This is a genomic window from Microbacterium sp. 4R-513 (assembly GCF_011046485.1).
Lineage (GTDB): Bacteria > Actinomycetota > Actinomycetes > Actinomycetales > Microbacteriaceae > Microbacterium.
The window spans coordinates 1,062,753-1,086,132 of sequence record NZ_CP049256.1; the positions used below are offsets into that span (position 1 = coordinate 1,062,753).

Annotated in this window: 26 protein-coding genes and 2 pseudogenes; 12 read left to right on the forward strand and 16 right to left on the reverse strand. The window is 70.2% G+C overall.

The features are described from left to right. Positions 1-50 precede the first annotated feature (50 nt). From G5T42_RS04515 to G5T42_RS17570, 4 genes are all read left to right on the forward strand, one after another. Positions 51-668 carry an antibiotic biosynthesis monooxygenase gene (locus tag G5T42_RS04515; protein ID WP_165126056.1) on the forward strand — a complete coding sequence of 206 codons (618 nt, stop codon included), beginning with the start codon at positions 51-53 and terminating at the stop codon, positions 666-668. Between the two features lies 1 nt (position 669). Next, on the forward strand, positions 670-1,599 hold the full coding sequence (locus G5T42_RS04520) for an aldose 1-epimerase family protein (RefSeq protein WP_165126059.1): 930 nt from the start codon (positions 670-672) through the stop codon (positions 1,597-1,599). Between the two features lie 71 nt (positions 1,600-1,670). Continuing rightward, a complete protein-coding gene (locus G5T42_RS04525) occupies positions 1,671-2,777 on the forward strand; it encodes a DUF998 domain-containing protein (RefSeq protein WP_165126062.1) in 1,107 nt (368 codons plus the stop codon). Positions 2,778-3,034: 257 nt separating this feature from the next. After that, entirely contained in the window at positions 3,035-4,072 is a 1,038-nt protein-coding gene (locus G5T42_RS17570; protein ID WP_241246041.1) for a DUF998 domain-containing protein, read from the forward strand. Here the strand turns inward: G5T42_RS17570 and G5T42_RS04530 are convergent. The 6 genes and pseudogenes from G5T42_RS04530 to G5T42_RS04550 form a co-directional block, all read right to left on the reverse strand. Further along, positions 3,963-7,041 (reverse strand): annotated as a pseudogene (locus G5T42_RS04530) (efflux RND transporter permease subunit); the annotation flags it as partial. The gene G5T42_RS17570 and the pseudogene G5T42_RS04530 sit on opposite strands and share 110 nt — an antisense overlap. Positions 7,042-7,196: 155 nt before the next feature. After that, positions 7,197-7,589, reverse strand: coding sequence for a fluoride efflux transporter CrcB (gene crcB, locus G5T42_RS04535; RefSeq protein ID WP_241245960.1), 393 nt, complete (start codon positions 7,587-7,589; stop codon positions 7,197-7,199). Next, on the reverse strand, positions 7,586-8,017 hold the full coding sequence (locus G5T42_RS04540; RefSeq protein ID WP_165126065.1) for a CrcB family protein: 432 nt from the start codon (positions 8,015-8,017) through the stop codon (positions 7,586-7,588). Before G5T42_RS04540 ends, crcB begins: the two co-directional genes overlap by 4 nt. Positions 8,018-8,068: 51 nt before the next feature. After that, positions 8,069-8,371 carry a hypothetical protein gene (locus G5T42_RS17960; RefSeq protein WP_347104242.1) on the reverse strand — a complete coding sequence of 101 codons (303 nt, stop codon included), beginning with the start codon at positions 8,369-8,371 and terminating at the stop codon, positions 8,069-8,071. Between the two features lie 17 nt (positions 8,372-8,388). Continuing rightward, a complete protein-coding gene (locus G5T42_RS04545) occupies positions 8,389-9,033 on the reverse strand; it encodes a hypothetical protein (protein WP_347104243.1) in 645 nt (214 codons plus the stop codon). An 11-nt stretch (positions 9,034-9,044) separates the two neighbouring features. After that, positions 9,045-9,314 carry a Rho termination factor N-terminal domain-containing protein gene (locus G5T42_RS04550; protein ID WP_165126068.1) on the reverse strand — a complete coding sequence of 90 codons (270 nt, stop codon included), beginning with the start codon at positions 9,312-9,314 and terminating at the stop codon, positions 9,045-9,047. Positions 9,315-9,564: 250 nt separating this feature from the next. Here G5T42_RS04550 and G5T42_RS04555 point away from each other — a divergent pair, with 250 nt between their 5' ends. Beyond that, the gene (locus G5T42_RS04555) at positions 9,565-9,732 is read left to right on the forward strand and encodes a hypothetical protein (protein WP_165126072.1); all 168 of its coding nucleotides are present in this window, start codon (positions 9,565-9,567) and stop codon (positions 9,730-9,732) included. Between the two features lie 184 nt (positions 9,733-9,916). Here the strand turns inward: G5T42_RS04555 and G5T42_RS04560 are convergent, their stop codons facing one another. Next, positions 9,917-10,675, reverse strand: a complete 759-nt coding sequence (locus G5T42_RS04560; protein ID WP_165126075.1) for a MerR family transcriptional regulator — start codon at positions 10,673-10,675, stop codon at positions 9,917-9,919. Positions 10,676-10,834: 159 nt separating this feature from the next. Between G5T42_RS04560 and G5T42_RS04565 the strand changes: the two are divergent. Both G5T42_RS04565 and G5T42_RS04570 read left to right on the forward strand, forming a co-directional pair. Beyond that, positions 10,835-11,641: pseudogene (locus G5T42_RS04565) on the forward strand (DUF4097 family beta strand repeat-containing protein); the annotation flags it as partial. A 222-nt stretch (positions 11,642-11,863) separates the two neighbouring features. After that, complete coding sequence (locus tag G5T42_RS04570; protein WP_165130081.1) at positions 11,864-12,484, forward strand: PadR family transcriptional regulator; 621 nt, start codon at positions 11,864-11,866, stop codon at positions 12,482-12,484. Positions 12,485-12,610: 126 nt separating this feature from the next. Here G5T42_RS04570 and G5T42_RS04575 read toward each other — a convergent pair whose 3' ends face one another. Next, positions 12,611-13,150: a universal stress protein gene (locus tag G5T42_RS04575; protein WP_165126078.1), complete on the reverse strand. Its 540-nt coding sequence runs from the start codon at positions 13,148-13,150 to the stop codon at positions 12,611-12,613. 168 nt (positions 13,151-13,318) lie between these two features. On the opposite strand from G5T42_RS04575, the gene G5T42_RS04580 reads away from it, so the two are divergent. Continuing rightward, the gene (locus G5T42_RS04580; RefSeq protein ID WP_165126081.1) at positions 13,319-13,495 is read left to right on the forward strand and encodes a DUF3073 domain-containing protein; all 177 of its coding nucleotides are present in this window, start codon (positions 13,319-13,321) and stop codon (positions 13,493-13,495) included. Positions 13,496-13,575: 80 nt separating this feature from the next. On the opposite strand, the gene G5T42_RS04585 is transcribed toward G5T42_RS04580, so the two are convergent. From G5T42_RS04585 to purM, 3 genes are read right to left on the reverse strand one after another with little or no spacing between them, the layout of a single operon-like run. Further along, positions 13,576-14,811: an MFS transporter gene (locus G5T42_RS04585; protein WP_165126084.1), complete on the reverse strand. Its 1,236-nt coding sequence runs from the start codon at positions 14,809-14,811 to the stop codon at positions 13,576-13,578. A 52-nt stretch (positions 14,812-14,863) separates the two neighbouring features. After that, the gene (gene purF, locus G5T42_RS04590) at positions 14,864-16,324 is read right to left on the reverse strand and encodes an amidophosphoribosyltransferase (protein WP_165126087.1); all 1,461 of its coding nucleotides are present in this window, start codon (positions 16,322-16,324) and stop codon (positions 14,864-14,866) included. A gap of 5 nt (positions 16,325-16,329) precedes the next feature. Next, positions 16,330-17,463 carry a phosphoribosylformylglycinamidine cyclo-ligase gene (gene purM / locus G5T42_RS04595; RefSeq protein WP_165130082.1) on the reverse strand — a complete coding sequence of 378 codons (1,134 nt, stop codon included), beginning with the start codon at positions 17,461-17,463 and terminating at the stop codon, positions 16,330-16,332. Between the two features lie 141 nt (positions 17,464-17,604). Here purM and G5T42_RS04600 point away from each other — a divergent pair, with 141 nt between their 5' ends. Next, positions 17,605-18,216: a zinc-binding alcohol dehydrogenase gene (locus G5T42_RS04600; protein WP_165126090.1), complete on the forward strand. Its 612-nt coding sequence runs from the start codon at positions 17,605-17,607 to the stop codon at positions 18,214-18,216. A gap of 6 nt (positions 18,217-18,222) precedes the next feature. On the opposite strand, the gene G5T42_RS04605 is transcribed toward G5T42_RS04600, so the two are convergent. The 4 genes from G5T42_RS04605 to G5T42_RS04620 form a co-directional block, all read right to left on the reverse strand. Continuing rightward, the gene (locus tag G5T42_RS04605; protein WP_241245961.1) at positions 18,223-18,573 is read right to left on the reverse strand and encodes a potassium transporter Trk; all 351 of its coding nucleotides are present in this window, start codon (positions 18,571-18,573) and stop codon (positions 18,223-18,225) included. A 7-nt stretch (positions 18,574-18,580) separates the two neighbouring features. Next, on the reverse strand, positions 18,581-19,042 hold the full coding sequence (locus tag G5T42_RS04610; RefSeq protein ID WP_165126093.1) for a hypothetical protein: 462 nt from the start codon (positions 19,040-19,042) through the stop codon (positions 18,581-18,583). A gap of 153 nt (positions 19,043-19,195) precedes the next feature. Beyond that, a complete protein-coding gene (locus tag G5T42_RS04615; protein WP_165126096.1) occupies positions 19,196-19,564 on the reverse strand; it encodes a sterol carrier family protein in 369 nt (122 codons plus the stop codon). A 36-nt stretch (positions 19,565-19,600) separates the two neighbouring features. Further along, a complete protein-coding gene (locus tag G5T42_RS04620; protein WP_165126099.1) occupies positions 19,601-20,224 on the reverse strand; it encodes a MerR family transcriptional regulator in 624 nt (207 codons plus the stop codon). A gap of 68 nt (positions 20,225-20,292) precedes the next feature. Here G5T42_RS04620 and G5T42_RS04625 point away from each other — a divergent pair, with 68 nt between their 5' ends. From G5T42_RS04625 to G5T42_RS04635, 3 genes are all read left to right on the forward strand, one after another. Further along, a complete protein-coding gene (locus G5T42_RS04625; RefSeq protein WP_165126102.1) occupies positions 20,293-20,799 on the forward strand; it encodes a DUF4188 domain-containing protein in 507 nt (168 codons plus the stop codon). Positions 20,800-20,961: 162 nt separating this feature from the next. Next, positions 20,962-21,360, forward strand: a complete 399-nt coding sequence (locus G5T42_RS04630) for a YciI family protein (protein WP_165126105.1) — start codon at positions 20,962-20,964, stop codon at positions 21,358-21,360. After that, entirely contained in the window at positions 21,357-22,598 is a 1,242-nt protein-coding gene (locus G5T42_RS04635; RefSeq protein ID WP_165126108.1) for a sigma-70 family RNA polymerase sigma factor, read from the forward strand. Before G5T42_RS04630 ends, G5T42_RS04635 begins: the two co-directional genes overlap by 4 nt. A gap of 40 nt (positions 22,599-22,638) precedes the next feature. On the opposite strand, the gene G5T42_RS04640 is transcribed toward G5T42_RS04635, so the two are convergent. Then, entirely contained in the window at positions 22,639-23,340 is a 702-nt protein-coding gene (locus G5T42_RS04640; RefSeq protein WP_165126111.1) for a DUF664 domain-containing protein, read from the reverse strand. Positions 23,341-23,380 lie beyond the last annotated feature (40 nt).

Genomic DNA, 23,380 nt, shown 5'->3' on the forward strand with positions numbered 1-23,380 from the left:
GAACCCGCCCCGCGATGCGAGCGCCGCCCGCGCCACCGGAGAATGGAGGCATGGCCGAGCCCGATTCCCACCCGATCACCGTCGCGATCGAGCGACGCATCGACCCCGACCGCACCGTGGAGGCGACGAGCTGGATGCAGGCGGGCACCGACCTCGCGACGGGCTTCGCCGGCTTCCTCGGGTCGGGCTGGGTGCGCGCCGGCGAGGGGTCCGACCTCTGGTACATGCTCTACCGCTTCCGCGACATGGCGACGCTCGAGGCGTGGGAGGAGTCGCCGCAGCGCTCCTGGTGGCTCGACTCGGGACGCGCGTTCGCGAAGGAGGTGCGCGTCGAGCGACGGACCGGCATCGAGGGCTGGTTCGATGCGCCGTTCGCGACCCACATCGAGACGCGGCAGTTCGATGAGGGCCCCGCGTCGCCGACCGGACCGATCCAGCAGCCCATCCCCGCCGCGCCGCCCCGCTGGAAGCAGGCCGTCACGATCTGGCTCGGCTTCTTCCCGACGAACCTCCTCGCCTCGTGGCTGCTCGGCTTCGTGCCCGGCTTCACCGAGTGGCCCCTGTACGCGCGGGTGCTGCTCGCGACTGTCCTCCTCACCCCCGTCATGACCTACTTCGTGCTCCCGTGGGTCACCCGCGCGCTGCGCCCGTGGCTCCAGAAAGGCTGACATGACCGACATCCATCGCCCCACCGGTGAGCAGTACCTCCTGCGCTCGGCCGACGGCCGCGCGACCGCCGAGATCACAGAGGTCGGAGCATCCCTCCGCGCGTTCGCGGTCGACGGCGTCGACCTCGTGCCGAGGTATCCGCTCGATGCCCCCACGCCCGCGGGCTCCGGCATCGTGCTCGTCCCCTGGCCCAACCGCGTCCGTGACGGCAAGTGGACCCAGCGCGGCGAGACGCGGCAGCTCGCGATCACCGAGCCGGCGACCGGCAACGCCTCGCACGGGCTGCTGCGGTTCGCCTCGTACACGGTCGCGGCCCGGGACGAGGCATCCGTCACCCTCGCGGCGCCCGTCGTCCCGCAGACGGGCTACCCCTTCCACCTCGGGACGAGCGTGACCTACGCGCTCGAGGGCACCGGCATCGTGGTGCGGCACGCCATCACGAACCTCGGTTCCGAAGACGCTCCCGTCGCGCTCGGCACGCACCCCTACGTCTGCATCGGCGATGTCGACACGGCCGATCTCGTGCTGCGCTCCTCCGGGTCGGTGCGGTTCGTCCTCGACGACAAGAAGGTGCCGACGGGCGAGGAGCCGGTGGATGCCGCGACCGACCTCCGCTCCGGGCGCCGCGTCGGCGAGCTGAGCCTCGACACGGCGTTCTCGGACCTCGTGCGCGACGCCGACGGCCGTGTCCGCACGACCCTCAGCGCCCCCGACGGGCGATCGCTCACGCTCTGGCAGGGCGAGGGGTTCGACTACGTCCAGGTCTTCACGACCGACCGGTATCCGGGTCATCCGCTCGCCCTCGCCGTCGAGCCCATGACGGCGCCCGCCGACGCCCTGAACTCGGGCCGGAGTCTGCGCTGGCTCGCGCCCGGCGAGACATGGGAGCTGCACTGGGGCATCGCATTCGACCCCACGCGGAGGGCCTGACCGCCGCGTGATGCCGAGAACCACCCGCCGGGGATGATGCCGGGGCTCCCGGGCGCCAATACACTGTGCGCATGCCCGAGCCCCTCGCGCCTGCCTCGGCTCCCGACGGGGCGACCACCTCCTCGACCGCGGCCGACGCTCCTGCGCCGAGCCTGCGCGTCGTCAACGAGGGTCTCGCCGCGGGCCTCGCAGCAGCGGTCGTCGGCGTCGTCCTGGGTCTCGTCGTCAGCGCGATCCGGCCCGGCCTCCCGCTCTCGGGCGGCGAATCGTTCGGCGACATCTCGGCCATCGCAGCGGGCGTCGTCGCCGGCGCCTCGAGCGGCACGGCCTACTGGCGGTCGCGCCACTCACCCGGACAGGAGTGGCGTCTCGCTCTCAAGCCGTGGAGATTCGCCGTCAATGCCGTCTCGGTCGTGGTCGTCCACACGATCCTCGGCCTCCTCGGGACCGTCGCGCTGTACTACGTCCTGAGCCAGGGGTTCATCGGGCTCACGATGGAGCCCTTCTGGGCCGCGGTGCTCATGGCCATCAACCTCTTCCTCGCGGCGCACTTGAGCTATGTCTCCTCGTCGCGCATGACGACCCAGCGCATGTCCACACTCCTGGTCTCGTTCATCGGCATCGGCGCACTGACCGCGACGATCACGGCGCCGGAAGCGGACTGGTGGACCTACCACTTCAGCCAGCTGGGAACCTTCCACACCATCTCGAGCTGGATCTTCAACGGCACGCTCATCGCGGGAGGACTGCTCGTCACGACCTTCGCCGTCTACGTCGCCAACGATCTCCACGCGCTCGTCGACCGAGGCATCCTGACGAACCGCCGCAGCCCGCGCATCGTGTCCACGGTGTTCGTGGTGATGGGCATCATGCTGGCGTTCGTGGGAATCGTGCCCGTCGACGTGAACCTCGTCATCCACAATCTGTCTGCGACCGGCATGGCAGTCGTCTTCCTCGGCCTTCTCATCGCGGCACCACGAGTGCTTCGCGGGATGCCCCGCACCTTCTTCCTCACGACATGGGGCTTCCTCGCGGCGCTCGTCATCTCCGTCGCCCTGTTCGTCGTCGGATACTTCGGACTGACCGCGTTCGAAATCATCGTGTTCTCGCTCGTGTTCGCATGGATCGCCGTCTTCATCCGCTTCCTCGGTGTCGCCGCACAGCAGCCGTCCGTGTGATGGATGCCTCGTCGGCGCGGGTCTTCGCGCGCCGACGAGATTCCTCTGAACGGACTGCCGGGACACGCCCGGATTCAGTGGACAGGAGCGGGCACGATACGGTATTGGCGGACGGTGTGCCGTCGTCCAGGGGAAATGAGCTGCCCGACGCGCTCGCAGTGAACGCCCGACCGGGGAACTTGCCGGCACGCCGGTCGCCCTGACTTGTATGTGGTGAGCCGATGTCTTCGACCATCCAGGCCGTGACGCGGCGCCCGATGTGGGCCCCCGCGTTCCTCGACTCTGCCGACATCTTCCGCGGATCGCGGGTCGATTCGCGGCAGCTGGCGATCACGTCCGTCGTGATCCTGGTGCTCGGCACCGCGATCGCGGCCGCGACGACCTCGGACTCGCAATGGTGGACGCTGCACTTCAGCGAGCTCGGAACGCACCGCGACCTCTCCGGCATGGCTTTCAACATCGGCTCGATGTCGGCCGGCGGGCTGCTCGTCGTCTTCGCCGCCCGCGTGCGGCAGGAGCTCGCCACGATCCTCCGCCGCCTCGAGGTCGCGGTCCACGCCCAGACCCATCTCGCACGCGTGCTGGTCGCGCTCATCGCCTCGTTCGGCTGTCATCTGGCGCTCGTGGGTCTCGTCCCGCTCAACGTCGACACGGCACTGCACGAGCGCGGGGCGTCGGGGACGATGCTGTCGTTCCTCGGGATCCTCCTGATCATGCTCGCGAGCCCGTGGACGCCGCGTCGGCTGCGGTGGATCTCGGCGGCGATCGCCGTCGTGCTCGTGCCCGCGATCGTCGTCTTCGTGCTCGGGCTCGTCACGCTGGCGACCCTCGAGATCATCGGATTCGGCCTCATCTTCGTGTGGCTCGTGACGTTCAGCACCGCTCTGCGCAATGCCGCCTCACCGAAGGCCGCCGCCCGCGCCCAGGCTCGTCCGGCGCCTGCGCGCGCGGCTGCTCGCGCTCGCCGGCGGGTCAGCCCGGCTCGGGGTCGCGGCGCTTCCGGCGCGTCTGCTGCACCGGCGCGGCGGGTGTCAGCCCCGAAGCGGTCAGCCCGGCAGATCCCGACGCGGGCGCCGGCGCTGCGGCCACGGTCGCAGGCTCAGCTGCTGCTGCAGCGCCCTGCACCGGTGACGGCGGCGCGTCGTCCTGTCCTCCGCGCGGTGCCGAGGCATCCGTCCCGCCCGTCCTCCGTGCCGCTCGCCTCTCGCGGGCCCCTTCCACGAGGTTGTAGAGCGTCGGGAGGACGAGCAGCGTCAGGATCGTCGACGAGATCAGTCCTCCGATCACGACGATAGCCAGCGGCTGCGAGATGAAGCCGCCGTGGCCGGTGATCCCGAGGGCCATCGGCGTCAGGGCGAAGATCGTCGCGAGCGCCGTCATGAGGATCGGGCGGAGGCGTCGCGAGCCGCCCGCGATGGTCGCGTCGTGCGCCGACAGCCCCTTCTCGCGGTACTGGTTCACGAGGTCGACGAGCACGATCGCGTTCGTGACGACGATGCCGATGAGCATCAGCACGCCGATGAGCGAAGCGACGCCGAGGGGCACGCCGGTGATGATCTGCAGCAGGATCGCGCCCGTCGCCGCGAAGGGCACCGAGACGAGCAGCAGAAGGGGCTGGCGCAGCGACTTGAAGGTCGCCACCATGACGATGTAGACGATCAGGATCGCCGCGAGGAGCGCGAGCCCGAGCTGCGAGAAGGCGTCCTGCTGCTGCGTCACGACGCCGCCGATCTCGGCCTTCGCCCCGGTCGGCAGATCGACATCGGCGAGCGCCTGGTTCACCGAGGCGGATGCCGTGTTCAGGTCGTCGGTCGACGGCGTCACCGTCACCGTCGCGGTGCGCTGGGCGCGCTGCGTCGTGATCGAGGTGGGACCCTGCGACTGCTCGACGGTCGCGACCTGCTCGAGGGGGATGGGGCCCGTCGCGCTCGGGATCTGCAGCTGCTGCAGCTCTTCGATCGTGGCGGGGGGCTCGGGGACCGAGAGGTACACCGTCAGCGCGGTGTCGTCGATCTCGACCGAGCCGATCGAGCGGGGCTGCATCGTGTTCGAGACGAGCGCCCCGACGGCGACCTCCGAGAGGCCGAGCTGGGCGGCGGCTTCGCGGTCGACCGTGACGGCGACGTACGGGAGGGATGCCGAGAGGTTGCTCGTTACCTGACCCACGCCGTCGGCGCCCTCCACGCCCGAGACGACGGCGTCCGTCGCCTTCTGCAGCGTGTCCTGGTCGGGGGCCGACACGTCGATGTCGATGTCGCTCGAGCCGAATCCCCCCGCCGCCCGACGCGACCGTCACGGTGCCGACGTCGTCGAGATCGGCGATCGCGTCCTGCACGTCTTCGCGCACCTGCACCTGGTCGGCGTCGGGATCGGTGGTCACCGAGTAGGTGATCCCCCCGCCGCCGCCCCGGAAGGCGTCGCGCAGCGCCGAGCCGCTCGACCCGATCGACGTCTGCACGGTGTCGACGCCGTCGACCGAGAGGATCGCGTCTTCGACCTTCTTGGCCGCGGCATCCTCGGCATCCAGGCTCGCGGCGGGACCGACCTCCTGCGTCACGGTGAACGTGTTCTGGCCGGAGTCGCCGAGGAAGTTGGTCTTCATCAGCGGCGCGAGGGCGATCGTCCCGACGAGCACCAGGACGGCGAGCCCGAGCGTGATCCAGGAGTGGCGCAGGGTCCAGCCGAGTACCGGGAGATAAGACTTCTGCAGGCGCGTCGGGGGTGCGTCCGGAGCCTCGGGGTCGACCTCGCGGCCCGCCGCGTCGAGCACCGGCTTGCCGGGCTTGAGGAACCAGTAGGCGAGCACGGGCACGATCGTGAGCGCGACGAGGAGCGAGGCAGACATCGCGATCGTCACGGTGAGTGCGAAGGGCCGGAAGAGCTCGCCCGTGACGTCGCCGACGAAGGCGATGGGGAGGAACACGGCGACCGTCGTGATCGTCGAGGCCGTGATGGCCGACGCGACCTCCCGAACGGCGCGGATGATCGACGGGAGCTTCTCGGCTTCGCCGACGTAGTGCCGTTTGATGTTCTCGATGACGACGATCGCGTCGTCGACGACGCGTCCGATGGCGATCGTGAGGGCGCCGAGGGTCAGGATGTTGAGCGAGTAGCCGAACGCCTGGATGCCGATGAAGGTGATGAGCACGCTGGTCGGGATCGAGATCGCCGTCACGAGGGTCGCGCGCACCGACAGCAGGAAGATCAGGATGACGATCACGGCGAAGAAGAGTCCGAGCAGCCCCTCCTGCGCGAGCGAGTCGATGGACTGCTGGATGTAGGGCGCCTGGTCGAAGACGACCGTGAACTCGGCGTCGTCGCCGATCGCATCCTGCAGGTCGGGGATCGCCGCCGTGACGGCCTTCGACACCTCGACGGTGTTCGCCGAGGGCAGCTTCGTGACCGCGATCGTGAGCGCGGGCTCGCCGTTCACGCGCGAGATCGAGGTGATCGGGTCCTGCTCCTGCGCGACGGTCGCGACATCCGCGATCGTCACCGCGCCCGCTCGCGCCTGCTCGGGCGTCGACGGCACGAGGGGCAGGGCCGCGATCTCGTCCGCGGACGACAGCTTGGCCCCCGTCTGCACGGTGAGCGTCTGGTCGCCCTCGGTCACCGTGCCGCCCGGGAAGAGCACGCCGTTCTGCTCGAGCGCGTCGCTGATTGCCTGCTGCGAGTACCCGGCAGCGGCGAGGGCCGCGGCATCCGGCGTGATCGTCACGCGCTCCCCGCGACCGCCGACGATCTGCGCGGAGCTGACTCCGTCGATGTCCTCGAGGTCCGGGATGACGGATGCCTCGAGCTGCGACTGGATGGTCGCCTCGTCGTCGTACCCCGTGACGGCGAGCTGGATGACGGGGAGGTCGTCGATCGAGAACGACACGACGTTGGGCTCGACGTCGGCGGGAAGGTCGCTCTTGATGCGGTTGATCGCCTGCGTGATCTTCTGCTCGGCCGTGGCGAGGTCGGTGCCGTAGGTGAAGGACGCCTGGATGATGGACGCGTTCGTCGTGCTCGTCGCGGTTGTGGACTCGAGTCCGGGGATCCCCTGGATCGCCGTCTCGATCGGGGTGGAGACGTCGTTGTTGACCACCTCGGGGGAGGCGCCCGGGTAGGTCGTGAGGATCGAGAGCTGCGGGAACTCGATCGAGGGGATGAGCTCCTGCTTGAGGTTCACGAGCGCGAGGCCGCCGAAGATGGCGACGACGATCGTCACGAGCGCGATCAGCGCGCGGTTCTTGAGGCTCAGGACGGCGAGGTTCGACACGGGTGCCTTCGCTGGTGCTGTGGGGAATGCCGGGAACTCGGCCCCGCGGCACCCGGGATGCCGAGTGACGCGGCCGATACGCGGATGTATCGAGCCTCAGTATCGCATGCGATGACGCCCGGTCCTGCGGGAGGCGGTGCGCTCCCGGCGACCGCTCAGCCGGGGATCCAGCCCGCGATGAGCCGCCCGAGCCCGATGCCGATCGCGGCGGCGGCGAGCGATGCCACGAGCGTGCCGAGCAGGTTGAGCCACGCCCAGTCGCGGCGGCCTGCGCGGCCGAGCAGCACCGTCTCGACCGACACCGTGCTGAAGGTCGTGTAGCCGCCCAGAAGACCCACGCCGATGGCCGTGGCCCAGGAGGCGTCGATCGCCGAGCCGAGACCCGTCACGAGGCCGAGCGCGAGGGATCCGGTGATGTTGACGAGGAGGATGCCGAGGGGGAAGGCGCCGCGGCGCCCCCGCATCACGATCGCGTCGACGGCGTAGCGCAGGCCGGCGCCGAGGCCGCCCGCCACCGCGACGACGAGGAAGAGCATCCAGCCCGTCACTCCGCCACCTCCGGAGGCTCGACCCGGTCGCCCGCTCCGACGACGGCGTGCCCCACCCGCAGCCCGAGCGCGGCGAAGAGCACGCCGCCGAAGAGCGACACGGCGGCGATCACGAGGCTGAGGACGGGCGCCGTGCCGCCGAGCTCCACGACCTGCACCGCGAAGGCGCTGTACGTGGTGAAGCCGCCGAGCAGGCCGGTGCCGAAGAACGCCCGGGTGAGGGGTCTGCGGTCGTCCAGCCACCCCACGACGAGCCCGAGGAGGAACGACCCGACGAGATTGATGACGAGCGTCACCGCGGGGACGAGCACGGCGTCGTCGACGCTGCCGAGCGGGACGACGAAGAGCGCGCGCAGCGCGACGCCGATCGCACCGCCCGCCACCACCGCGACGAACGCGGCCGGCGTGAACGCGCGCGTGCGGGCCATGGCCTCACTGTAGGAGCGGCTCCGCGCGCCGACGGGGACGCGCGCCGGAGGTCAGGGCTTCAGGAGCTTGCGGATCGCCGACTCCGGCGACACGTCGAGGTCGAGCAGCCGGCCCTTGTCGTACGCCGCGAAGACGCGTGGATCGATGTAGCTCGCCCGGGCGACCGACGGCGTGTTCCCGAGCGCCTCCGACGTCGCCCGCACGGCGAGCAGCTCGGCGCGCTTGCGATCACGCGCCGTGTCGACGGTCCCGATGCGGGCCAGCGCGTCAGCGGCGAGGATCGTGCCGCGGAGTGTCCGGAAGTCCTTCGCGGTGAACCGCGCCCCGGTGAGCGTGCGGATGTGGTCGTTCACCTCGCTCGGCGTGAGCGTCAGGCGACGACGGCCGCGGGGGGTACCAGAGCAGGTGGGCTCCCGGCTTGCCCACACGCAGCTCGTCGATGACGGGCGCGAGCTCGGCGTCGTCGATCTCGATGTAGGCACGCTGCCCGCTCTTGGCGGGGAACGACAGGGTGACGACGGATGCCTCGACCGAGGCATCCCGTCTCAGCAGCGTCGTGAGCCCCCCGGCTGCCGTGGCGCTCGAGATACCGCGCCGACCCGATCCGCGGAGCGCCCTCGTCCAGCAGGCGGAACGAGACGGCGAGCACCTTCTGGCGGCTGAGGCCTTCCGAGCGGAGGGCCGTGGTGACCCGGCGCCGAGCGGAAGGCAGGGCCTGCGCGAGATCGAGAGCCCGCGCGTACTTGCCGCGGTCGCGCCGCTCGCGCCACCGCGGGTGGTAGAGGTACTGGCGCCGGCCCGCGTCATCCGTCCCCACCGCCTGGATGTGGCCGAGCGGATCTGCGGAGATCCACACGTCCTCCCACGCAGGCGGGATGACGAGCTCGTGGATGCGCTCGCGGTCGTCGTCGCTCGCGGCGGTGCCATCGGGCGCGATGTACCGGAAGCCGGATCCCGCGCGGACCCGCCGGATGCCGGGGTCCTGGCCCGGCCGCACTCGTGTCAGCCGTGCCATGGCCCGGGCGCTCAGTGGTTCCGCAGCATGTCGATGAGCTCGGCCTTGCGCTTGCCGGAGTAGCCCGAGATGCCGAGCTCCTTGGCGCGCTTGCGCAGCCGTTCCACGGTCCAGTCGTCGTAGTCGCCGGACTTGCCGCCCTTGCTGCCGACCTGCTTGCGACCGTCTCGGGCGGCGGCGTTCGAGATCCGCGCCGCCTTCTCCTTCGAAGCGCCGTCCTCGCGGAGCTCCTCGTAGAGGTCGGGGTCCTTCAGACTGTTCGAGCCGCGTCCCTGGGGCATGGCGACCTCCTTCTCGATCCCTGGCTAGAACGGTATGCACCGTCGCGCGCGGGCACGGGGGGATTGACAGTGGATGCCGCGGCGATTAGCCCTCGACGGGTCGGATCCGGGTCGCTTGTGCGGTTAGCACCGGCGATCCGGTGTCGTCAAGGGCCTCCCGGCGAACGCTCGGCGATGCCACGGTTGGTTCCATGCCAGCCCAGGCATCCGCTTCACCGAGCGGCCCCCCACAGGAGAAGGAGCGTCCCGCATGAACCTCGCCCTGATCATCATCATCGTCATCGCAATCATTCTGGCGATCGTCGGCGGACTGAACTCCGCCCTCAACTGGCTGCTATGGGTGGCGATCATCGTCGGCATCATCGCGCTGATCGTCTTCCTGTTCCGACTCATCAGCGGCGGTCGCAACCGCGTATAAGTCATCCCCCTGGTGGGCCCCGCGCTCGGGCGCGCGGGGCCCACTGCCATGCTGACGCCGGCCGGCGGCCCAGGGGGGCGCCAGCCGGTCGGCGTCGCATGGGATCGCGTCAAGCCCCCCGGCAGGACGCACAGAAGAGCGGATGCCCCGGCTTCGGGCATCCGCTCTTCTCCTTTGCGACCGACTAGAGGTTCGCCTCCGCATACGCGCGCAGCGCGTCACGGACGAATTCGGCGCCCTTCGTGCCGCCGTAGTTCTTCGCGAACCGCGGGTCGCCCACGTACATCTCACCGAGGCCGATGACGTATCCCTTCACGTCACCGCCCGGCGTCTCGGCGGGCGTCCCCGGAATGCCTGTCAGCCACTCGACGTGGCGCCGCGCGAGGGTCTGCGCCTCGTCGCTGTCCGGTGCGATACCGGACTCTGCGGCCGCGATCCAGTCGCGACCGAGGGACGTGGTGCGTGCCTGCCACGCCGACTTCTCGTCTGCGCTCATGCCGCGCCACCAGGCGTCGGAGCGCGTGTACGCGTCCTTGCCCCAGCGGTCCTCGACCTCGTCCTTGTACTGCGTGTGGTCGAACCCGTCGAACATGTTCTCTGCCATCAGTCGTTCACCTCCTCTCAATGCATCGATGGTGGACTCGACCGACACGATCTGCCGGGCGAGCCGTTCCTGCTCCTGACGCAGCCACGCGAGGTGGCCCTCCAGGGCGGTCTCTTCGGAGGTCGGCCGGGTGAGCACCTCGGCGATCTGAGGCAGTGCGAGCCCCAGCTCGCGCAGCAGCAGGATCCGCTGCAGGCGCAGGAGCGCCGTCTCGTCGTAGTACCGGTAGCCGTTGTGGCCGATGCTCGACGGGGGCAGCAGGCCGATGTCGTCGTAGTGGCGCAGGGTGCGGCTCGTCGTGCCGGCGAGCTTCGCGATCTGCTGGATGGACCATTCCATGCCGTTCCTCCTTCCTTTCGTCTCCGACGCTAGAGGTTGACGTTGCGTCAAGGTCAAGCAGAGAATTCGCTGAATTGGTTGACGGGCTCGCGATATATCGTGTTACTCTCCATTCACGCGATATATCGCGACTCAAGTCCCCCAGCAAGGAGAATCCCCATGACTCTCGAGAAGTGGATCATCCACCCCGGCGAGACGCGTGTCATCGACATCGAGGACGTCCGCAAGCTCAAGGTCGGCCTCGTCGGCGGTCAGATCGACGTCGTCGCCCACGATGAGCCCGGCGTCCGGATCGAAGTGCACGCCGTCACCATCAAAGACCTCCGCATCGAGGCGACGGGCGACGTCGTCGAGATCGACCACCCGCAGCTGCGCTGGGACAACTTCCTCGAGGTGTTCCGCAACTTCGGGTCGAGCGGCCCGAAGGCCGAGATCAGCGTCGCCGTCCCGCGCGACGTCGCGCTCAACCTCGGTGTGGTCACGGCGAGCGCGCTCGTGTCGGGCATCCGCAGCGACGTCAGGCTGAACACCGTGTCCGGCGACATCATCGCCGACGGCATCACGGGCGACGCCTCGGTCAACGCCGTCTCGGGCGACGTGCAGATCCGCGAGCTCACCGGCTCGCTGAGCGCCAACAGCGTCTCGGGCGCCGTCGCGGCGACCGGCTCGCTCCGCAAGGCCACGATCGACACCGTGTCGGGCGCCGTCATGGTCGACTCGACCGGCGAGGTCCACTCGGTCAACCTCAACACGGTCGCGGGCGGCGTCACGGTGCGCCTCGACGACGGCCTCCCCGCCAACTACGCGATCCGCAGCGTCAGCGGCCGCGTCCAGGTCGACGGCGTCGTGCGCTCCGGCAAGGGCGGATTCACGACCAATTACGCCGGATCCGCGGGCGAGCTGAGCGGAACGTTCGCCGACGTCCGCGCCAACACCGTCTCGGGCGACGTCACGGTCCTGCGCCGCGCAGCGGTCGGAGCGGCCCACGAGACCGTTCGGCTGCCTCAGCACGAGACCGCCGGCCTGCCTCAGGGTGAGACCGCCGGCATGCGCCAGGGCGAGACCGCGGGCGTCCCGCAGGGTCAGTCCGCCGGCGCACCTCAGGGTGAGCCCGCCCGCCTGCCCGAGAGCGAGAGCAGCGCCGCCGGTGACGGCGGCTTCGAGGCTCCGCGCGAGGGGGGGCTGGTGATGCCCCCCGTCTTCTCCCACGGCGACCTGCGCCTGTACCTGCTGAACCTCCTCGACGAGGGACCGCGGCACGGCTACGACATCATGCAGGCGCTCTCCGACCGCACGGGCGGCACCTACACCCCGAGCGCCGGGACGATCTACCCGCGCCTCGCGAAGCTCGAGGAGGAGGGCCTGGTCACCAAGACCGTCGACGGTCGCAAGACGGTCTACCAGATCACTCCGGCGGGCCACGCCGAGGTCGAGGCGCGCGCGGGCGACCTGCAGGGCATCGAGGCCGGCCTCGCCGACTCGGTCCGGCTCATCGCCGACGAGGTGCGCGGGAGCGTGCGCGAGGCGATGAAGAGCCTCCGCGCCGACCTCGCGGCCGCCGCTCAGGATGAGCGCGCCGGCACGCGGACGATGACGGATGCCTCGTCCCCCGACGACGATCCGCGCGTCGCGAGCCGCGAGCAGCTCCACCGGGCCGAGGCCGCCGTCGCCGAGTTCCGGGCCCGCGTGCGCAGCGACCTGCGCACGCACATCGCACGCGGCGGCATGCTCGCCTCGTCGATCGTGGACGACCTCGAGTCGGCCCTCGACGACGCCGCCCGCACCGTCACCCGCGCGCTGCGCGGCTGACCCCTCGCCGAGATCGCACGAACGACGGGTGTCGTCCCCCCGCACCCGTCGTTCGTGCATTCTCGACGCTTGGGCGCGCGGCGGCGGGGACGCAGCGCGCGGGGAAAGCCGGGCCGCGGGCGCTGGCTACGCCGGCCAGATCTCCTCGTCGTCCGGCACGGGCTCGCCGAGCGGCACCACGAGGATCGGCCGGTGCTGGCGATGCGCGAGCCGCGCGGCGACCGACCCCGTGAAGAACTCGCGGATCGACTCGCCGATCCCCCGCTTGCGCGTGCCGACGACGATGAGTCGGGCATCCACGTCCTCGGCCAGGTGCTTGATGGCGAGGGCCGGATCGCCCACGAGCTGCCGGATCGACCATTGCACGCCGGATGCCGCGAGCACCGCGTCGGCCTCGGTCCGGACCCTCTCCAGGTCGGCTTCGCCCCCGCCGATGTTCATGTCGATCGGCGCCGAGTGCACGTAGCCGTCCGGGTCCTCGTAGGTCACGAATCGCGTGACATCGACGTGGACGACCAGGAGGTGGGCACCGAGCACCTTCGCGTAGCGCGCCGCCTCTTTGACCACACGCGATGGCTCACCGGGCACGAGACCGACGACGACGGCGCCTCGCACGGCATCCGCTGCTCCCGCTGTATTCGCGACCTCGGATGCCTCGTCCGCCATTGGTCCATCGCCCCTTCCGCATGCAGGTGTGGGGCCGCCGGTGCCCCGATCCTCCGTGTTATTCTGAATGCTACTCTTACCGGCTCCCCAGCCGGATCGTGATTGAGCGGGCGAGAGCGAGCGGACCACCCGCGCACTGCCCGCAACTCAGAAATGAGGGGGTCTCGCATGGGGCGTGGCCGTCAGAAGGCGAAGCACACCAAGATCGCTCGCGAACTGAAGTCGTACAGCCCGAGCGTCAACTACGCTGCGCTCGAGCGCGAACTCGGACATCCCGACGACGAGCAGTACGTCGACAAGTGGGCCGACGAGTACGCCGACGAATACGAGGACGAGAAGGCCTGACCACTTCGAGGTCGCCCGTCCTGCGCTGAGCCGCGGCCGCCGCCGCAGATCGCTCGGCGCGCATCCGGCGACCCCGCCGCCTACGACCAGGCGCCGTGCCGGCGGTCCCACTCGTCTTCGACGGTGTGCGGACGCGCGATGACGAACCCGGCCGGGATCGCCGCCGCAACGACGACGGCGAGCACCCAGAGGGGCGCCGTCCACCCGCCGGTGGCGTCGTGGAGCAGCCCGATGCTGACGGGGAACACCGCGACGATCGCATAGCCGATGCTCTGGACGAATCCGCTGAGTGCGACGGATGCCTCGTGCGTGCGCGATCGCAGGCCGAGCAGCACGAGGGTCAGCGGGAAGAAAAGGGGCGCGATGCCGAGAAGCGCGATCCACAGCCACGTCGCGGCCTCGGGTGCGAAGAGAAGGCCGGCGATGCCCGCGAGCCCGCTCGTGACGGCGACCGCGAAGAGCGGCGCGATCGCGTTGTAGCGCGCGACCAGCACGGGCACCGCGAGCGAGGCCGGCAGGCCCATGAAGGCGAAGAGCGAGAGCAGCGTGCCCGCCTCGGCGTTCGTGACGCCCGCAGTCTGCACGAGGAGCGTGGGCAGCCACGCGAAGCACGTGTAGGCGAGGGTTCCCGAGACCACGAAGATCACCGTCAGCGCCCACGCGAGCGGGATGCGCCACATGCGGCCGAACACCCGGGGATTCGCCGCCTCCAGGTCGCCGTCCCCCGCGCGGCCGCGCTCCCGCGCGAGGAGGGCGATCCACGGGATCGTCGCGAGGGCGGCGAAGACGGCCCAGAGTCCCAGCGAGACGCGCCAGCCCGCGGCATCCGCCACCGGAACGGCGACGAGGGGCGGAAGGAACGTCGACATGGCCATGGTCGTCGAGTAGATCGTCGTCACGAGGCCGATGCGGTCGGGGAAGTGCTTCTTCACCAAGGGCGGCAGCAGCACATTGCCCGTCCCCACGGCGGCGAAGATGATCGCCGTCGAGCCGAGGAGCGTGAGCGAGTCGACCGCGAGGCTGCGCGCGACGAGTCCGATGACCGCGACGGCCATCGCGGCGACGACGAGCCTCTCCAGACCGAACCGTCGCTCCAGGGCCGGCGTCAGCAGGCCGGTGATGGCGTAGCAGACCGGAGGCGCCGTGCCGATGAGACCGACGACGACGGCCGGAACGGGGAACTCCCGGTCGACGTGGTCGAGCAGCGGGGAGAGGGATGCCACGGCGGAGCGCAGCGAGAAGGCGAAGAGGACGATGCCGACGAGGGCGAGAGCCCTTCCGTGCCACAGCGGACGCGCGGGCGGGGAAGAACTCATCAGACGAGCCTAGGCGCCTGCGCCCGCCGGCCGGACCGACGGGGAGGGGGCGTCACGACTCCTGAGAGCCCTCGACCCAGGCGAGGTACTCCTCGGAGACCGTGCCCGTGACGTAGCGGCCGTCGAAGCAGCTCATGTCGAGATCCTCGATGTCGGAGCCCTCCAGGATCGCGGCCTTCAGGTCTTCGACCTCCTGGTACACGATGTAGTCGGCGCCGAGCTCCTCCGCGATCTCGGGGATCGTGCGGCCGTGTGCCACGAGCTCGTGGCGCGACGGCATGTTGATGCCGTAGACGTGCGGGTACCGGACGGGCGGAGCGGCTGAGGCGAACGTCACGCTCTTGGCCCCGGCATCCCGAGCCATCTGGATGATCTCCTTCGACGTCGTGCCTCGCACGATCGAGTCGTCGATGAGAAGGACGTTCTTGCCCTTGAACTCGGTCGACATCGCGTTGAGCTTCTGCCGCACGCTCTTCTTGCGCACCGCCTGCCCGGGCATGATGAACGTCCGACCGATGTAGCGGTTCTTGTAGAAGCCCTCGCGGTACTCGATGCCGAGCTTGCGCGCAACCTGCATCGCGGCCGGCCGCGACGAGTCGGGGATCGGCATGACGACGTCGATGGCGCCCTTGGGCGTGTACTTCGCGATCGTGTCGGCGAGGCGCTCGCCCATGCGCAGCCGCGCCTCGTAGACCGAGATGCCGTTCATGATCGAGTCGGGGCGGGCGAGGTAGACGTACTCGAACGAGCACGGCGCAAGCGTCGCGGCAGGTGCGCACTGCTTGGTGTGCAGGTGGCCCTCGAGGTCGATGAACACGGCCTCGCCGGGGTCGACGTCGCGCACGACCTCGAAGCCGCCGTTCTCGAGCACCAGGGACTCCGATGCCACGATCCACTCGTAGCCGCCCTGGTCCGCCGGGCGGGTGCCGATGATGAGAGGGCGTATGCCGAAGGGGTCGCGGAAGGCGAGCAGACCGTAGCCGGCGAGCAGCGCGATGGCGGCGTACGAGCCCTCGACGCGCTCGTGGACGCGCGAGACGGCGTCGAACACCTGCGCCGGGTCGAGCTGCAGGCCCGAGATCGACGACTGCAGCTCGTTGGCCAGGACGTTGACGAGCAGCTCGGTGTCGGAACTCGTGTTGAGGTGGCGGCGATCCTTGTGGAACAGCTCGTCGGTGAGCTCCCGCGTGTTGGTGAGGTTGCCGTTGTGCACGAGGACGATGCCGTACGGCGCGTTGACGTAGAAGGGCTGCGCCTCCTCCTCGCTCGAAGCGGTGCCCTTCGTCGCGTAGCGGACGTGACCGAGCCCGATGTCGCCGAGGAGCGACCGCATGTCGCGCGTGCGGAAGGCCTCGCGCACCTGGCCGCGCTGCTTGGTCATGTGGAAGACGCCGTTGCGCTCCGCCGTCGCGATGCCCGTCGAGTCCTGGCCGCGATGCTGCAGCAGTAGGAGGGCGTCGTAGATCTCCTGGTTGACGGACCCCTGGCCCACCATCCCGACGATTCCGCACATGGGTGTTACTTCGCTCCGTTGTAGGTGCCGACGAGGCGCACGGCCCCGCCGTCGACGCCCTTGGCGCCCTGCTCGAATGCGCCGTCGGGGCGCGGTCCGTCCTTGACGACACCCGCCTGCCACGTCGCGATGCCCGCCTGCGAGAGGACGGATGCCGCGGCCTCCGCCTTGTCGGGCGACACGACGGCGAGGAAGCCGATGCCGAGGTTCCACGTGCCCTCGGTCTGCTCGAGGGTGAGGTCTCCGAGGTCCGCGAGGACGCGGAACACCGGGTCCGGCGACCACGTCGAGCGGTCGAGCTCGACCCACGTCTGCTGCGGCAGCACGCGGGCGAGGTTCGCGGCGATCCCCCCGCCGGTGACGTGGCTGAGGGCGTGCACGCCGTCGCCCGTCGCCTCGATGAGCTGCAGGAGCGGGGTCGTGTAGAGGCGCGTCGGCTCGAGGAGCGTCTCGCCCCACGTGGCGCCGAAGTCGGCCGCGTTGTCGCCGTACTGGATGCCGGCCCCCGCGACGATGTGCCGCACGAGCGAGTAGCCGTTGGAGTGGAGGCCGCTCGACGCGAGCGCGAGCACCACATCGCCCGCGCGGACGCGGTCGGCGCCGAGGATGCCGTCGGCCTCGACGACGCCCGTCGCCGCTCCCGCGACGTCGTAGTCGTTGGGACCGAGGAGGCCCGGGTGCTCGGCCGTCTCGCCGCCGACGAGGGCCGTGCCCGTCTCGGAGCAGCCGTCGGCGATGCCCCGCACGATGTCGGCGATGCGCTCGGGGAAGACCTTGCCGGTCGCGATGTAGTCGGTCATGAAGAGGGGCTTCGCGCCCACGACGACGATGTCGTCGACGACCATGCCGACCAGGTCGCGGCCGATCGTGTCGTGCTTGTCGATCGCCTGCGCGATGGCGACCTTCGTCCCGACGCCGTCGGTGCTCGTCGCGAGGAGGGGCCGGCGGTAGTCGTGCAGGAACGACGCGTCGTAGAGACCGGCGAAGCCGCCCACGCCGCCGAGCACCTCGGGGCCCTGCGTGCGGCGCACGGCCGACTTCATGAGCTCGACCGCGAGATCACCCGCGGCGGTGTCGACCCCCGCGGCGGCGTAGGGGTTGGAGGAGGGGGATGCGGAGTCGGCGGGGGCGCCCGTCACGGGCGCATCGTCGGTGGGAGATGCCACGCTTCCAGCCTACCGGCGGCGCACACGCGCGGATGCCCGATGACGGGCCGGCGCCGCCCTGCGTCGGCCCATCGTCCCGCGCCGAAGTCGGGGGCCCGATTTAGAATGGGCGGCATGGGCAGCGCCGGAGCTCCGGAGTGGGTGATTCGCGAGGACGCGAGTCAGCCTGTGCTGCTCGCCCTCTACCTGCGCCAGGTGCTCGGCATCCGCTCGCCTGACGAGCTCCCGCACCTGCGAGGCATCCCGCCCCGCGCCCACTCCCGCGACGACGACGAGCAGGCCCGGCTCGAGCGTCAGTGGCGCGAGTACTGGGCGATGACCGTCGAGCCGCAGGCGCATCCGTCGCCCGTGCCGCTCGACCTCGTCGACGGCTTCGACACGCTCGTCGCCCTGCCGCTGGAGGGCTCCGACGACCTGCGCGCTGCCATGGCGCCCTGTGCGGCCGAGGCCGTCGCGTACTCGCAGTCCGCCAAGGAGCGCTATCGCAAAGAGGCCGCGGCGAAGCCCGGCGTTTCCTACCGCGCCTATGCGAGCGCGATCGCCGAGCACGAGCGCCAGGTCGGGCGGCGAGCGCACTCGTTCGAGCTCAACGTGCAGGTGCTGCCGCTCACTCAGCGCGGCGTGTGGTGGATCGGCTCGCTCACGATCGCCGTGACCGACGGGCTGCGGGGGGATGTCGCGGCCTTCGACGCCGCCATCCACCCGATCATCGCCGAGCTGGCCTGACGGGCATCAGCCGGCGTCGGACCCCTGGACGGTCTCGCGGTCGACCGTGACCTCGCGCGTGCGCTTGCGGCTCACGCGGTCGAGGATGAGCGCGATGATCGCGAACACCGCGACGCCGACCGTCACGCAGATGAGGGCGAGGAACCCGAAGACCTGCCCCGGCGAGTAGACGAGACCGGTGTTCTGGCTCTGGGTCAGGGTGCCGTTGAACGCGTAGGTGAGGATGAGCGCCGTCAGCAGGCCGAGGCCCGCGCCGAGCAGCAGGAAGACCGAGAACTTCGGGGCGCGCCGCACGCGGACCGTCTCCGAGCGCCGTGAAGCGCCGGGTGTCATCGGAGGGGTGGGCGAATCGGGCATACGTCCATCATCTCTCAGGCCGCCGGGGTACCGGTTCGTCGTCGCCCTCGTCGCCCGGCTCGCGCAGCCACCACGGCGCCTCGTCGGTCATGGGTGACCGCAGATCGTCGGTGATGATGGTCGAATGCTCCGTGATGACGGGGCGCGAGTGCCGGCCGACGGAGCGGTCGAGCGCGATGACGACGGTCGCCGCGACGAGCAGCCCGAACGCCACCCAGATGACGGCGAGCACGCAGTAGGTCCACATGATCCCGGATGCCTGGGACGCGAGCGGATCGCCCGGTCCGGCGCCGGCGCTCGACAGCGCGGTGTGGATCCCGGCGACCGCGAGGCCCGCGAAGACGCTGGAGAGCAGGATGCGGCCGTACCGCGGCGACCGGCGCAGCGCGCCGGCCTCCCACTCCTCGTCGACCACGTGCTCGTCGGCACGGTCGTCCTCGCCGGGACCGCCGGCGGGCTCACGTCCCATGCGTCCATTGTCCCACCGCGCCGACCCGTCGGCCCTGGCTTGCGTTCCCGGGTTTGGGGCGGATGCCATCACCGACACGCCGGCAGGCCTGGCGCGGCGCGCCCGAAACACGCCCCGAACCTCGGCTTCAACCGCCTCTCCGGGGGCTCGGGCTCAGGGACGGAGGGGCAGCAGGTCCGACAGGTTGGAGCGGGTGCCCGAAGCGTGGATGCGGCCGGCGGTCGCGGCATCCGTCCAGTGCTCAGCGCCCGTGGCGAGGGCGATCCACGTCTCGGCGTCGGTCTCGACGACGTTCGGAGGCGTGCCGCGGGTGTGGCGAGGGCCCTCGATCACCTGCACCGCGCCGAAGGGCGGCACGCGCATCTCGACCGAGTTGCCCGGCGCCTTCTCGACGAGGAGCTGCAGGAGGTAGCGGACGGCGGTCGCCTGATCGGTGCGGGAAGGGCGAGTGGATGCCGCGGCCGCCGCGCGCACGGCGTCGAGGGCCGCGCGGCCCTCGTCGACGCAGATCTTCTTCGCCACGCCTCCACGCTACGCCCGGCGTACGACGGCCGCGGCTCAGTTGGTCGGCGGCGCTCCCGGTCCGAATCGTTCGGCGGACGCGACCTGTTCCGCGACCCTGCGCAGGGCGAGGAGGAGCGGCTCGATGAGCACCGAGCCGAGGACGACGTACCTCACCGCCGCTTCGGGTGAGTCGGTGGGAACGTTCGCGATCTCGGCCTGCGCGATGCGGCGTGAGGATTCCAGGTAGGCCGACATGACGGCATCCGGAATCTCGAAGTCCGCCTGACTGATGGTGTTGAGCGCGCGGGCGATCCCGGCCACCAGGGAGTCGTCGCACAACCCGGGCTGCCAGCCGAGCCGCTCCACGAGCGACTCGGCGGCGGTGGTGTCGATGTCGCCTTCGGCCGTCGGGGTCACCGCCGCGTGGGCCGCGCCCAGCAGATCGTGCGGGCTGGCCGGGGGATCGTCGAGAGCGTCGAGCACCTTCCGCACCTCTGCGATGCTCACGCCGGACGCGATGAGTGCGCGGATGACCTGGAGCCGCCGAACGTGGCGATCCTCATAGGTCGACTGCGTCGGCGCTGTGCGCTCGCCTCCGGGAAGGAGGCCTTCGCGCAAGTAGTACTTGATCGTCGCCACGGGGACGCCCGTGCGCGCGGAGAGCTCCGAGATTCGCATCATCACCCCTTGACATCGATAGTAGTGCTATCCACTATGGATAGCGGGACTATCCAGTGGAGGACGCCGTGAGCAGAGTGATCCAGGGCCGCATGACCCACCGCTACGACGGCGAGCTCGTCGTCTTCCATATCGGCATGCAGATCAACCGGTGGTGGCGCCCCGACCTGTGGTGGCCGGCATTCGTCGCGATGCCCCGAATGCTGAAGGAGCTCAGTGTCGACCCCGACTCAGGGCTGCTCGGCTATCAGCTGCTGCTCGGTTCGGGCGGTCCGTATCTCGTCCAGTACTGGTCGTCGATCGAGAAGCTGTACGCGTACGCCTCTGACCCCGCGCAGCAGCATCGGCCCGCGTGGGCCGCGTTCAACCAGGCCGCCCGGCGGGCGCCTGGCGCCGTCGGCGTCTGGCACGAGACCTTCCTCGTCGAGCGCGCCGAGAGCGTGTTCGTCTCGACGAAGCCCATGGGTCTGCCGAAGGCGACCGCGCTCGTGCCCATCGCCCGCAAGCACGACCGGGCGCGCGCTCGATTCGCCGACGGAGAGACCCGGGTCGAGGAGAGCCCCGCAACCGTGTGAGACCACCGGGTGGACGACCCGCAGGTTTGAGGCATCCTGACTTTCCTCGGGCCTAGTGTCTTATCCGAGCGTCGCCGTTCGTGGATGAGGTGTGCGACTCCTTCCGGGTCGCCGCGACCGAGGAGCCACGAGATGGCCCTGTCCCGAGAAGAGGAGACGAAAGTGCCCAAGTATCTGATCGCATTCAACGACGAGTGGGTCCCCCTGCACACCGCGGACGAACTGCGCAGCAAGAGCGAAGCGTCGCGCGCCGTGATCGAAGACATGGAAGCGGCTGGCGTCTACCTCTTCGGAGACGGCGGACTGGATGCCTCCACCGCCGTGTTCAGCGTCGTCAGCCAGGACGGGAAACCCGTCTTCACCGACGGGCCGTTCGTCGAGACCAAGGAGCACCTCGGCGGCTTCGCCGTCATCGAGGTGGCCGATGACGAGGCTGCGCGGCACTGGGCCGGGCGACTGGCCGTGGCCCTGGACTGGCCCCAGGAGGTTCACCGGTTCCCCTCCGGGCTCTCCGAGATCATCGAGCACCACGCGGCTGAAGCGAGTGAAATGGGGTCGTGACCCAAGGCGTCGAGGAGGCGATCGCCCGCGCTCACCAAGACGAGTGGGCGCGGCTGGTCGCCGTTCTCACCCGCCGGTTCGGTGATCTCGACCTCGCCGAGGACGCGGCATCCGAAGCCTTCGTCGCCGCGGTGGAGCGGTGGCCGCGCGACGGAGTCCCGCCCAATCCTGGAGCGTGGCTGACCACGACGGCGACCCGCAAGGCGATCGATCGACTTCGTCGCGAGTCCCATCGCGACGTCAAGCACCAGGCGGCACAGATGCTGCGCGACGACTCTCCCCCGGACCCAACGGGGCCCATCGAGGACGACCGGCTCCGGCTGGTCTTCACCTGCTGCCATCCGGCGCTGGCGGTGGAGGCACGGGTCGCCCTGACCTTGCGCCTCCTCGGCGGGCTGACCGTCGCAGAGATCGCCCACGCGTTCTTCGTGCCGGAGACGACGATGGCAAAGCGCATCACCCGCGCCAAGGCGAAGATCAAGGCATCCCGTATCCCGTACCGGGTGCCGTCGCCGACGGACATCCGGGAACGGCTCGCCGGGGTGCTCGCCGTCATCTACCTGATCTTCAACGAGGGCTATCTGGCCACCGCCGGCGATGATCCCCTGCGCGTGGACCTGACCGACGAGGCGATCCGCCTCGGCCGCCTCCTGCATGAGCTCCTTCCCGAGGAGGGCGAGGTGACCGGTCTCCTTGCGCTGATGCTGCTCGCCGACGCGCGCCGCGCGGCACGTGTCTCCCGCTCAGGAGAGCTCGTCACCCTCGATGAGCAGGACCGCGGCGCGTGGAACCGGGCCATGATCCGCGAGGGGCAGGCTCTCGTCCGCGAGCGCATCGCCGCCGTCGCCTCCGTCGCCGAGCCCCCGGGGCGGTACCAGCTGCTCGCCGCGATCAATGCGGTGCACACGGATGCCTCGTCCCCGCGCGACACCGATTGGTCGCAGATCGTCGCGCTCTACGACCGCCTGGTCAGGCTCGATCCCTCGCCGATCGTGCGGCTCAATCGCGCGATCGCCGTGGCCGAGGTGGACGGTCCCGACCTAGCGCTGGCCGAGATCGACCGGATCGCCGCGGCCCTCGAGGGCTATCACGCGTACCACGCGGCGCGTGCCGACCTCCTGCGTCGGCTCGGGCGGAGCGATGACTCACGGGATGCGTACGACCGCGCCATCCAGCTCGCGGGAAACCCCGCCGAGCGGACCTATCTCATCCGCCGCCGCGACCAGCTCGCGGTGTGACGCGGCGCCCGCATGAGGGGCAAGCCCGGCTGGTCGCCCGCTAGCGCTCCATCGCACCGAGCGCCGCGAAGCGGATCATGTGCGCCTCTCCGGCGTGAAGCGTGTACTCGTGCACCATCTTGAGGAGCGACCAGCGCAGCGACCGGCCGTGTCCGAGCCCGCGGGTGTCGAGCGACGGGACGGCCGCGATCGCGGCGTCCGAACGCTCCACCTCCGCCATCCATCCGCGGAGGTCGTCGTCGACGGTGTCCGGCGAGCCTCCCGCGAAGTCGTCGTCGCCGTAGGTGTCGCGGTCGCCCTCACCGCTCAGGCCCGTGCCGAGGTAGCTCGCCTCCATCTGGCGCATGTGGCGCACGAGGCCGATCACCGAGAGCTCCACGGGAGGAACCGACCATTCCACCGCCTGCTCCGTCGAGAGGTCGCGCAGCTTGCGGATGAACTCGTGGCGTTGATAGTTCAGCCATGCGACGAGGTCCGCGCGTTCGTCACCGGTGTCGTCCGGCTCACTCCACCGCGTCAGGTCCAGATCGTCGAGAAGGGGAATGGATGCCTCGACCTCGCCGCCGACGACATCGTCGGCTGAGTCGGCCGGCCAGTCGCGCTGCAGACCGATCGCGTCGGTGAGGGCTTCGACCGCATCGGCCAACTCGTCCAGTTCGTCCTTCGACAGAGTCGGCAGCATGGCCGCGAGGCGGGAGACCAGCACGAGCGGTCCAGGGCGTTCGTGTGGAGGAGACGTCATGGGCGCCATTCTCGAACGCGCGGCGCGTCTCCACCAGACC